Origin of the sequence: Mesorhizobium sp. ESP6-5, from assembly GCF_020164695.1 — a bacterium.
GTDB lineage: Bacteria > Pseudomonadota > Alphaproteobacteria > Rhizobiales > Rhizobiaceae > Mesorhizobium > Mesorhizobium australicum.
Map to the genome: position 1 here is coordinate 135,243 of NZ_JAIUGR010000009.1, position 11,553 is coordinate 146,795.

9 protein-coding genes and 2 pseudogenes are annotated in these 11,553 nt (G+C 59.5%); 7 read left to right on the forward strand and 4 right to left on the reverse strand.

The genetic code is table 11. The features are described from left to right. Positions 1-93: 93 nt before the first annotated feature. Positions 94-1,428: an FAD-binding oxidoreductase gene (locus LB524_RS16695; protein WP_224528367.1), complete on the forward strand. Its 1,335-nt coding sequence runs from the start codon at positions 94-96 to the stop codon at positions 1,426-1,428. A 125-nt stretch (positions 1,429-1,553) separates the two neighbouring features. Here LB524_RS16695 and LB524_RS16700 read toward each other — a convergent pair. Then, positions 1,554-2,111, reverse strand: a pseudogene (locus tag LB524_RS16700) (cysteine hydrolase family protein). Positions 2,112-2,489: 378 nt separating this feature from the next. Between LB524_RS16700 and LB524_RS16705 the strand changes: the two are divergent. Further along, entirely contained in the window at positions 2,490-3,236 is a 747-nt protein-coding gene (locus LB524_RS16705; protein ID WP_224528369.1) for a hypothetical protein, read from the forward strand. A 637-nt stretch (positions 3,237-3,873) separates the two neighbouring features. Here LB524_RS16705 and LB524_RS16710 read toward each other — a convergent pair. Further along, positions 3,874-5,437 (reverse strand): annotated as a pseudogene (locus LB524_RS16710) (winged helix-turn-helix domain-containing tetratricopeptide repeat protein). 105 nt (positions 5,438-5,542) lie between these two features. Here LB524_RS16710 and LB524_RS16715 point away from each other — a divergent pair. Continuing rightward, positions 5,543-6,004: a cupin domain-containing protein gene (locus LB524_RS16715; RefSeq protein WP_140792130.1), complete on the forward strand. Its 462-nt coding sequence runs from the start codon at positions 5,543-5,545 to the stop codon at positions 6,002-6,004. 258 nt (positions 6,005-6,262) lie between these two features. On the opposite strand, the gene LB524_RS16720 is transcribed toward LB524_RS16715, so the two are convergent. Further along, complete coding sequence (locus tag LB524_RS16720) at positions 6,263-7,372, reverse strand: helix-turn-helix transcriptional regulator (RefSeq protein WP_224528380.1); 1,110 nt, start codon at positions 7,370-7,372, stop codon at positions 6,263-6,265. A gap of 174 nt (positions 7,373-7,546) precedes the next feature. Here LB524_RS16720 and LB524_RS16725 point away from each other — a divergent pair, with 174 nt between their 5' ends. Next, the gene (locus LB524_RS16725; protein ID WP_224528382.1) at positions 7,547-7,996 is read left to right on the forward strand and encodes a cupin domain-containing protein; all 450 of its coding nucleotides are present in this window, start codon (positions 7,547-7,549) and stop codon (positions 7,994-7,996) included. Positions 7,997-8,030: 34 nt separating this feature from the next. Here the strand turns inward: LB524_RS16725 and LB524_RS16730 are convergent, their stop codons facing one another. Continuing rightward, complete coding sequence (locus tag LB524_RS16730; RefSeq protein ID WP_224528680.1) at positions 8,031-8,432, reverse strand: BA14K family protein; 402 nt, start codon at positions 8,430-8,432, stop codon at positions 8,031-8,033. 1,050 nt (positions 8,433-9,482) lie between these two features. Between LB524_RS16730 and LB524_RS16735 the strand changes: the two genes are divergently transcribed. The 3 genes from LB524_RS16735 (at position 9,483) to LB524_RS16745 (ending at position 11,459) form a co-directional block, all read left to right on the forward strand. After that, positions 9,483-9,890, forward strand: a complete 408-nt coding sequence (locus LB524_RS16735; protein ID WP_224528384.1) for a hypothetical protein — start codon at positions 9,483-9,485, stop codon at positions 9,888-9,890. 263 nt (positions 9,891-10,153) lie between these two features. Next, a complete protein-coding gene (locus LB524_RS16740) occupies positions 10,154-10,711 on the forward strand; it encodes an SH3 domain-containing protein (protein ID WP_224528386.1) in 558 nt (185 codons plus the stop codon). Between the two features lie 259 nt (positions 10,712-10,970). After that, positions 10,971-11,459, forward strand: a complete 489-nt coding sequence (locus LB524_RS16745) for a hypothetical protein (RefSeq protein ID WP_224528389.1) — start codon at positions 10,971-10,973, stop codon at positions 11,457-11,459. Positions 11,460-11,553: the final 94 nt, after the last annotated feature.

Genomic DNA, 11,553 nt, shown 5'->3' on the forward strand with positions numbered 1-11,553 from the left:
ACCCTAATCCTCTTGGAACGAGGGCGGCGGAATGGAGATGCCACGACAGACCGATGTGCTGTTGGAACCATCCCATCTCTTTCGAGTACGGCGATGGAACAGCTACGGAAGGGCCTACTGGGCGATGTGATCTTGCCGGGAGACCCCGGCTACGACCAAGCGCGCGCGGTTTGGAACGGAGCCATCGACAAACGCCCTGCGGCAATCGTCTATTGCGCTACTCCTGAAGATGTCGTGCATGCCGTGGCATTTGCCAGGTCACATGGCTTTCTCGTCGCAATTCGCAGCGGCGGCCATAACGTCGCCGGGTTGTCCGTCTGCGATTATGGGATGGTGATCGATCTTTCCCGCATGAAGAAGATTGTCGTCGATCCTGAGCGCCGCATCGCCAGAGCCGAAGCCGGTGTGAACCTCGGCGAGTTCGACGCAGCCACACAAGCCTTCGGTCTTGCGACGACCATGGGTGTCAACAGCGACACCGGTATTGCCGGTCTCACGCTTGGCGGAGGCTTCGGCAAGCTCGGACGAAAGCACGGTCTGAGCTGCGACAATTTGATCGCGGCTGAGATCGTCACGGCCGACGGACGACTGTTGCGAACCAGCGCCGGCGAGCATCCCGAGCTGTTCTGGGCCTTGCGTGGCGGCGGCGGCAATTTCGGCATAGTTACGGCGTTCGAATACCGGCTACACGCGCTTGGCCCGGCTCTTCTGGTGGGGTCGGTGCTGTACGCCTACGATCAAGCGCGCGAGGCCATGCGGTTTTACCACGAATTCTCCCGTGACGCTCCGGACGAGGCGAGCGTCGACGCAGCACTTGTCACGCTGCCCTCGGGCGACTTCGCGTTCAGCATCTCGGCTTGCTATATCGGATCACCCGAAGCGGGCGAACCCGTCATCGCACCGCTGATGAAGTTCGGATCTCCCATCGAAAGCCGACTTCAAGCCGTTCCTTATCTTCAGATTCAATCGGCCGGCGACAGCCTCTTTCCACGCGGACGACGCTATTACTGGAAAGCGCAGTTCCTGCGGGAGATTAGTGATGGTGCGATTGACGCGCTGCTGGACACTTACGCAAGAGCTCCCAATCGCTACTCCCTGCTGGTTTTCCAGCAGGTCGGCGGCGCGATCGCTCGCGTGCCTGCATCGCACTCACCCTACGGCAATCGCGATGCGGCGCTTGACTGCTTTCCCGTCGCCATCTGGGACGATCCGGCCGATGACGAGGCAAATATGCGTTGGGCGCGCGATTTGTGGAATGCCGTCAGGCCATTCTCTACCGGCGGTGTCTATTCCAACAATCTTGGTGATGAGGGTGACGAGCGCGTACGCGAAGCGTACGGCGGAAATTATGCGCGTCTCGCCGCCATCAAGAAGCAGTACGACCCGACCAACTTCTTCCGGTTGAACCAGAATATTAGGCCTGCATAAATTCCGAATATTTGTTGGGGAAGCCGCGCGCAGTCGCTGGGTGATCCTTGCTGTCCTGTTTGCCGCCCGCACCGCAATGGAGTTTCAATTCCAGAGCGTCGGGGCCACACATCAGCGCGAAATCGTCAAAAGCGCATCTCATCTGCATGCAGAAGGCCTACTTTCTTCAGGCCTGCGTCGAACCCCGAAAGCACCCGATTAAGGTGATCGACGATCTGCTCGGCCAAGAGGGAACCGAAATCCGCCGTAGTGTGCCCATCTCGGACGAGCGTCACATCAAATCCCTCCGAGACGGCGCGGCGCGTGGTCGTGTCAACTCAGAATTGAGTCATGCAGCCACCGATAACCAGGCGGTCAACCTCGAGCTCTCGAATCCGGTAGGCTAAATCGGTGTTGTGGAAGGCATCGCAGCTCCGCTTGCGAATGAGGATGGTGTCCTGGATCGCGGACACCTCCTCGCGCAGCTGCCAGCCCGGCGACCCAACTTCGAGGCGGTGCCCTGCGTCCCCGTCGTGCTGAACGACGACGACCGGTACGCCAGCCGCCTCCGCAGCGAGTTTCAACCGGCCAAGCCGGGCCGCAACGGCTTCGAGTTCGCGGTCGATAACGACCTGCTGACCGCCATCGACCAGATTCGCGAGGATCCCCTGTTGCACATCGATGATCATGAGTGCTGTAGTCATTAAACATTCTCCCGAAAGCCACGTGAGAAGAGAGTATTCCACCGAGGTAAAGCCAACTAAAAGGATGGCCCGCCCACGGCGGCATGAGACCGACATCGAATTTTCGAAACGCGTCTTCGAGAATCGCCGATGCCCGCAACGGTTCAGCATGGCGCCGGCCGGCATACGCTCGACGACTTTACCCTCACGTACCGGAGTGGAACGGCAGCGGGCGGGACCGGCTATATCACCTTGGGTCCTGTGGCAGAATGAGAGGTTACGCGCGACAAAGACGAAGGTACGGTGATCGCGGGCGGATTGGACAGTCGATGGAGGCGCAATGTGATAGAGGTGTTTTCAGCAATAGTGGTCTTTCTGCTGCTATGCGTTGGAGCAGGGTTGGGCATCCTTATCCGGGATTGGCTTCCCGCGCAGCACCAGACTCCGGAAGCCACGCTGCTGATGCAGTTAACCGTAGGTTTGCTTGCGACCTTTGCGGCGGTTGTTCTCGGTCTTCTCACCGCGTCGGTGAAGCAGGCCTACGACAATTCGGCCCTCGACCGGCAGCAATATGCGTTGCAGCTTGACCTCATGGATGCGTGCCTACATGACTACGGAACTGACGCCGCGCGCATTCGCGTCGACCTAGCAGGTTACACCGCTGCCGTTATTGCGAGCACTTGGCCTAACGAAGCTCGGCCCACCGGTGTTTCCTACCCTGACACGTCGCGTATGCCTGTTGTGGGCGCCACACCGAAACTTCAAGAGCTAATGAACAAGATCGGTCTCCAGGTGAACGAACTCATGCCAGCCGATCCGCAACACACGGCTATCGCAGCGATGTGCCGTGCCCGATATGATAAAGTCTCTACGGCCCGTCTCAGCGTGATCGAAGCCGCGCGCAGTGAATTGCTGCAGCCCTTCTACGGAATTCTGATCGTGTGGCTGATGATCATTTTCGCCTGCCACGGTCTCATCGCTCCACGAACGAAACTGACATTGACCCTTATGCTTCTAAGCGCGATCTCACTCAGCAGCGTTATGTTCGTTATCGCAGACCTTAGTCAGCCCTACGGGGGATTTTTCAGCATATCCAGCGGGAGCATGCGGAGCGCTTTGCAGGCGATGCTGGCTCGGACCGGTTAGGAAATCCTCCATCGATCGTAAACAGCGATGCGGCCGGTTTCTGATCAAGGCTCGGCTTATTAGTCGGCCAAAGTTCAGAAAACCAGCCTCCCGTTGCCGCGTTCAGGCGCGCCAGCGGTTCGTCTGGTTAGCGAAACATCCGACAGCTTGAGGCGGCGTTGGCCAACTTCGCTCTGCGCCGGCGCTTTATGCTTGAAGTCCAGCTGACGCAAAATTCCAGGAGCCGCTGGTTCCCATTGCGGTTGCCGCGACGCGGCCTAATGCGCTCCTCTGATGCGCCGTGCTCTGCTCGTTGTCCCGATTTAGGCGCAATGCTGGCATTGCAGCGGAAGTCCGCTTCGGCGCCGTGTCCGGACGGTGCGTCTATGGGGAACGCTCCGCGGTAGGCTACCGTTCTCAGTCGCCTCTTCCTCGCCGTTTGGCGCTATGCTGTCACTGCCCGAAACTTACCGTTCGTTCCGGGGTTAATTGTCGGACTTGAGTGGGGACGAGCATAGACCTTCCAGTTCCTGGGGATAAATTTTCAGAAGCAGACCGATTTGTCCGGGCCCGACATCGCCGCCTGAGCCGCAGCCCTCCAAGATGATGAATGATGGCGCGAGTCGGTGAATATGAAGACGTGCAGAATCCATGCACGCTATTCCGGCAGGCCGGCAATATTTAGCGCGTGACCAAGGCAGTCCGCGAGCGCCGGGGCACAGTTAACCGCGGCGAACTGTCGACTGTAGCGAAACATTGGATGCAGTTCACGGACACGCGCGGCGGCGGCCCTCGCTTCGTCCAGCCGGCCAAGTTTGGCTAGCGCAGCGGCCAATTGCACATAAGTGATGCTATGTGCCGAATTTGGCTTGAACCGATTTATAGGCTGCGTGACAAGCTTCTTCGTAATGGCCGCGCAGCAGGTGACTCATTGCTTGCGCATCGAATGCGGCCCAGGCCCAGGAATCGAAGGGGCTGAGCCGCATACCCTGCTCACTCCATTCTAAGGCGCGTTCGGCTTCGCCTGCCCATCCGAGAACGACGCTGCCAAGTATGTAGGTCAGCGCCGATGACGGGCTGATGCCGAGGGCAGCTTCCAATGCCGTGAACGCAGCGGCGCGATCGTGCGCATCCATGCCTATCGAAAAGCCGGCCCACGTAAGGGCAAGTGCATCGTCCTGTCCATGGACAATGGCCAATCGGGCGTGGCGGATCGAAGCAGCACGGTTGGCCTCCTGCAGGCCGGCGCGAAGGAACAAGCAGTGGTGGCACATCGCAGCATTGCCATGTGCAAGCGCATAGGTGGGTTCGAGCGCAACCGCGCGCTCAAGAAGCATCAAAGCTCTGGCTACCTGCTCCGGCATACCTGAATCGACGTCGGGCTGGGCTTGCAGAACGAGATCATAGGCGTCGAGACTATCAGGGCGCTTCCGCCTGACACGTTCGATTTCCGCTTTCCGCAAGCTCGGCGCAATCGCGCCCACTATGGACAGCGCGATCTCGTCTTGGAGCGCAAAAACATCGCGGGAACTTCGGTCGTAGCGCTCTGCCCAAACGTGCATGCCGGTCGAAGCGTCAATCATCTGGCCGATCACGCGCACCCTATCGCTGGCCTTCCGCACGCTGCCTTCGAGTACATAGCGCACGCCAAGCTCGCCGCCCACCTGCTTCACATCCACGGCGCGTCCCTTGTAAGTAAAGGTGGAATTCCGCGCTATGACGAAAAGCCAGTTGATGCGCGCGAGACCAGTAATGATGTCGTCGACCATCCCATCGGAGAAGTACTCCTGCTCCGGATCGTGGCTCAGGTTCGAGAATGGCAGAACGGCGATGGACGGTTTGTCAGGTAATATCGGTGCGGATATGGCCCGGGCGGCCGCTGAAGCGTCAGGAGCATTTGTGGCAACGGCCGGTCCGACATACCTATAGCCGCGGCGCGGAAGCGTTTCGATCCAGGGCTTGGCATCTCCTGTCTCCGCCAGCACCCGGCGCAGGGATGCGATTTGCACCGTTAGATTGTTATCGGCGACCGCCAATCCGCCCCAGGCGGCCTCGACCAGCGCATCCTTGGACACCGGTACGCCGGCGTGATCAAGCAGCCGGCACAGCAACGCCACGGCACGCTGCCCAAGCATCGTCGGCTCGGTCCCGTGGTATAGAAGGCCCACCTGCGCATCGAGGCGGAACGGGCCAAACTGGTAGAAGTCGCTCCCCACTGTCATTCGACGATTTTAGCAGATATTTGGTAAGAAATTCACCACTTTCCGGCGCGAACCGCAGATCTTGGACAGGTGCTTGCAATGGTAAGCACTTGGGTGGAGGATCAAATGAGCGCCGAAACCGTTGTTCGCATGCCTGATGAGAAGAAGGGCGTCATGCTACGTGGGCACCCTATGGTTTTCCTCGTCACCGCCGAAAATTCCAAACACACGAGCATGTTCGATTGGACGATTCCGGCGGGTTTCGCCACTGGGCTGCACGTTCACCGAGTGCAGGAAGAGACTTTTTACCTGCTTGAGGGCGAGTGTGAGTGGCATGTCGGCGATAGGACGATTCGCGCAATGCCCGGAACTTATCTGTTCATCCCGCCGGGGGTGCCGCACAACATCACCAATATCAGTGAAAGTCCGGCTCGTGTCCTGATGACCGTCTCGCCGCCCGGACATGAGCATTATTTCGAGGAACTCGCCAAACTGACGGCACAGGGTGCGCCAAATCCAAAAGCGCTTGCCGAATTGCGAAACCGCTACGACACCAATCAGCTCTCAACTTTGACAACGCGCGCGTAAGCACGCTTGGCAAAAAGCCGTCCAGACATAACCCGCGGCCAGAGCGTGCGGCGGGAAACTACCCCAAACGAGTCCTTCTGATAGGGTCGGCCCCTCTCTCCATGGTGAGGATACGCTTCGGCTGATTGGAGCCCGAAAGCAGACCGGCCGGTCTGCAGAGGGACAGTGAGGATCAGAACCTTGGATCGGCGTTAGTGCTAATCGTCGAGTTGCAGAAGGCTCTGCTACCAGCTTGGGCCAAGCCTCGCTTCGGTGCAGCTAGTGTCGCTCGTAGAACCCACTGGCGGCGATGAGGCGCACCAGTTCTGCCTGTCGCCGCGTCTCAGTCTTTTCGAAGACGTGCTGCAGGTGGGTGCGCACCGTGGTCAGGCTGATGCCGACTTCGTCTGCAACGGCCTGCAGCCCTTCACCACGGGCGACCGCAGTGGCCACGGCCGCCTCGGCCGGGGTTAGCCGGTAGAGATCGCGCAACTGGCCCTGCAGGGTGCGCGGCGCGCTGTCCGGATCGGCCACGAACACGATCGCGGCTGGGCGGCCGGGCACGAACCACGTCAACTCGATCTTGAGCGGCGCCACCAGCACGCTCAGGGGCCGGCGCGGCGCCGGGCGCGTGAGCGCTATATCGCCGCCCGCGGCCTCCGACCGGTCTGCGGCCGTGGCAATCAACCGGCGAAGCTGCACGGCATGCGCAGGGCTGGTCGCGTGCAGCGACGATTTCTCGATCCTGATCCCGTCAGCCTGGGTGAGTAACGCTTCGGCGGCCCGGTTGGCGAACAGGATCTCGCAGTTCGCCGCCACGATCAGCACGCCCTGGGCGATGCGGTGGAGCGCCTCGACATTGGCACTCCTGACGATCTCAGCACGCGAGAGCCGCAGTCCCACGCCCGCCGCCCGGACCAGATGCGGCCCGATACGGCGCAGCCGATCAAGGTGCTCGGGGCCGAACTCTCCTGTCGCGTCGGCCCGTCCGCAGGTGAACACGACGCGCACGTCCGGCTCGTTGGCCAACACCACTCCGATCGAGTGGCACATGTCGCCGGGCCGGCAGAAGTCGTTATAGAATTCCGAGCGCTGATACACCTCGCGCGGCAGGAGGTCCCAAATCGGGATCAGCGTGCCGGCGCTCAGCCTGGCGATGCGCGGCAGGAACACATTGGTCTTGTAGTAGTACTGCGCATAGCTGAGGTCCGCCTCCGGCGGCATGCGAACCGAGTTCGCCTCACTGTGCAACGTCCTTGCGTTCTGAAACGTCAGCTTGGTGGCGGCGCCCTCGAGGAAATCCGACAGCGTCTCGAGAACTTGCCGCCAGCGGCCAGGTTCGACCGCCGCATCGTAGATCTGCCCAACCATGCCGTCGAAGTCGTGCATGCGTGCCGGATTCACCGCTCCCTCGCCTGAAGGGGTTTTACAGTTTGCCGGAAGGCGGCTTTGCTGACAAGCACTCCTCGCCGCATCTCATATGTTCATACGAGGCGACGGCCTAGGGTCTGAATGTAGCTTTCGTGACGCCGTCAAGCTTCACTCCAACCGCATGTGGCGACGATGCAAACGTGGGCAGCACCTGGTACTCGAACCGATTGGAACGGTACGCATTACGAAACGCTTCTGACGGTACGCGAGACCGGCGGCAAGCTCGGGGCATTTGCATCCGCTGCTGGCCCGGGGGACGGACCGCCGCGCCACCGCCATCTCCAGTCCGGCGAACTCTTCGTCATTCTCCAAGGGCGGCTGCGCTTCTGGTGCTCGGGGGAAATTTCCGAACGTACCGACGGAGAAATATTCTACATCCCCGCTGGCGTTGAACACACGTTCGTCGTCATCGAGCCTGCGCGATGGATCGCCATTCTGTCCCCGGGTGGTCTCGAAAGTTTTTTCCCGGCGGTTGCCGTGCAGGGACTGGAGATTCCCCGCGACCTAGCGGCTATCAAGGAGATTGCGGCCCAGTTCGATATGGAGATTACCGGGCCACCCTTTACGATCGCTGAGCCATAGCCAAACTGGGCAACTGGCGAAGCCTATGGACGGCTTAGTCGTAGGGCGATCGGCATTGCCGGCGCGGACCGTGATATGGCTGGAATGTATTGTCGGATGCCCTGTATGAGCGATAGTGATCATAGCACCAGCGGATGTGTCGATTGCCGACCACGTGCGGCTGACTCATGGCGCCTCCAATAATGGCGCCCCACGCAAATGCTGCCGGAGGAAACCACCAGCCGTTATGTCGCCGATATCCGGGACGGTGATGTCTATAGCCCCGATGACCACGCCAGTACCCGTGATTTCTTCTAAACATCAGGCGATTTCGATCGTACCGAACAGGGACCACGTCCGAGGAAGCGGACTGGACCTTTGGAACAAACGCCGGCACAGCACTGGCCGGAACGACGGTTCCCAAGGCAACTACAATTGCTAGCATGCTACGCATCATCGAATATCTTTCATTGAAGTCTCCATTGGTTGATGGATTGCAACCGCCGTGAGCTCGCGCGTTGGACTTCTCGGCAGCATTCCCCTGTGTCAACGACGGCCTGCCGTCTCCGGTTCTTCGTTGATACAAGCCAGGAGAGGGATGTGCCGCGAACCCACAGCCCGGTCTCGGGCCTGAGACAGCCACAACTCCCTGTACTCCTGGGAGATGCCTTTCATTACGGAGCGCGCGGCGCCAGTGATTTCGTAGGCCCCGCAAAAGCCGCACTGAAATTCGCACAGCTGCGTCCGGAGATCGGCTTCGAGTGCCGTTCCCGCGCAGACTGGGCAAATAGACGGGTAATATCTTCTGCTTTCAAGCAATGTATCCATGGTCAAGACTGCCGATCTGTTCACAAATGCGGACCGGCCCAGCGGCCAGGGAACAGCCGCTGGGCTGATAGGAAGGCGCTCCTCCCTAAGCGCAAAGCGCTGGCTACCCAAGACTTAGCCCGCGCTACCACTCCTTGCGGCCGCCGATGGCCTCGAGGCACATCGAAACTTACTCGCACCCCATCTACTGAGCATGCCGGGAAACTATTCCATCCTGAAAGGCTGTTCGGGAATGTGCCGCGGCGGGCACTTTCCTTGCTCGCGTTTTGAAGGGAGCTGAAGCAGTTTGTTCGGGCAGCTTGAACATTGCGCGCCGAAGCCCAAGTCAGGGTCTCGTCAATCCACTGCGGCCGGCCACGGATAGTTGGGAGTTCGAGCGAATCGGTATCTCCCTGCTGACCGCCAGACGCGCCAGGCCGGGGATTTGCAAAGGTTCTTATTATCAGATCACTAGGCCCATCCGCGTCTTGAGGGCAAGGGCTGTAGCGCTTGCCTTCGGAAACATGTGACCGGCGTGGAATAAATTCCGCGATTGCTAAGTATATTGTGCATCAGACAAATCGGAAGCTCTGCCGGTGAGATGCCCCACCCCTCCACCTGCTGGACAGCCAGCAGTAAGCTTTTGAGCACCCGGGGTTGGCCCAGTCCACAGAGAACAAACAAAACGGAGAACCAGGAAATGTCGCAACCCTTCGAAGAATATCGGCCTTCCAAGACGCTCTGGTTCTGGTCACTGGTAGGCGCCGTGGTCCTCACCATGATCATCGGATTCACTGCCGGCGGCTGGACCTTGGCAGGAACGGCGGCGGAAATCGCCAAGACCTCCGCCATAAAAGCCAGGGCAGAACTGGCCGCCAATCTGTGTGTCCAAAAGTTTATCACGGCATCCGACGCGAGCCAAAATCTGGCCAAGCTGAAGGAAACGTCTTCCTACCAGAGGGATGGTTTCATTACTGACGGTGGGTGGGTCAAATTCGCCGGAATAAAAAAGGATGCACCGGGCGCCGCCGATCTGTGCGCGGAAAAACTGATCGCGTTGGACGCGATTCCGACGAGCACTGTGTCTGAGGATCAGACGAAGGGCTGATGCCATACGTCTGCTGGCGAGAACCTCAACAGGCGTATGTCGCAACCCGTAAGCCCTGACCTGAGACCCGTGGTGACTTGAAGTGCGGTGGCCCGAGCCAGACGCTACCTGGACGACGAATTGTGCATCTTCTCGCGGCATTGGAATCCACCTCGCCTCAAAGCTCAGTCGGGCTTCTACAAGAGCATAGGACGGCGTCCGGCAATCAACGCTCTCGTTTGTGGCTATGCGAGATTGCCTTTCCACATTCCGTGGCAGATTGCATGAAAGCGACGGCGAATCTCGGCCCGAAGGTCCTCAGCAAAGCCGGGCATCACTGGTCTATCTCTCTTGCCCGGTTCATTCTGATAGCTGCATCGCTCGCAGGATCCGCAACGGCGACTGGACTCCACCCCAAGGCTAGTCTTCTTGTTCTGCCTCGCTTTGCCACGCTTAGAGCCTCATCAGCCAACCTTCGTGTCGGACCTGGCATGGGGTACCAAGTTGAATGGGTCCTTATGCGCCCGGGAATGCCGCTGGAAGTCTATCAACAGTATGACAATTGGCGACGGGTCAGAGACTGGGACGGAACCAGCGGATGGATTCATGGAGCGCTTCTGTCAGGCCGCAGGGCGGGCGTTGTCGCGCCCTGGGCCAAGGACAACGTTGCCCTGCGCGACAAACCGTCCATTGGAAGTTCGGTTGTTGCCTGGCTGCAGCCTTGCGTGCGGGTAGAACTGACCCGATGCGACGGACAATGGTGTGCTGTTGGACTAGGGCCCAAATCCGGCTTCATCAGGCAGACGAGTATGTGGGGCGTCTATCCCGGCGAGGTGCTTTGAAGTGGCCCACGCGGGTCGAGTGGCTTTGCAGACGATCACAGGCAAGCATTCCAGAGGACGGATTGTTGAGCGACCCCCTATCTTGTGGACAACGTGCTGCCTGTTCCGGGCCGGAGCCTTCCACTCACCATTTCGTGAATCGTGGTGATGGCAAGCTGACGGGGTCACGAGCCTCCAATCACCAAGTGGAGCCGAAAGCCGATTTTGCCAGGCGAAAACCCTTCGGGGACTCTATGGCGCTGCTAAGCTGGAAGGAATAATGGGCATCAAATCAGTTGGAGCGGGCGTCGCATGTTTATTAGTTTCCATCACTTGGGTGCAGGCTGCCCCAAGACTCCTCTCGCAGCACGGCGCTTGGGGCGTCTATTCTTATCGCGCTGACAAGACAAGGTGCTATGTCTTGAGTGTCCCCGTTTCCAAACTGCCGGCCGGTATCGATCATGGCGAAAATTTCATAACGGTCTCGCGCACACCGGTCGAGGAACAGCCCGACGCAATCATGGGGTATCGGCTCAAGCCAGGGTCAGACATCCATGTGGTGATCGCAGACCAGCGCTTCTCGATGTTCACGCAGGACAACAATGCCTGGCTTCAGAACGCCAATGAGGATCGGTCAATGGTCAGTGCCATGCGGGCCGGGAGCAACATGAAGCTTTTCGCCACGTCTTGGAGGGGCACCCAAACCCAGTACGCATATTCCCTGATGGGATTGAGCGCCGCATTGCAGGCGAGTAGCGCGTGCAAATAGAAATTCCAATGGCCCTGCTTGTGCTGCTGACCTCGTCAAAGACCGGGTTGGTGCGAGGCCTTCATGGCCTCGACATCGACTGGGAGCCACCGCT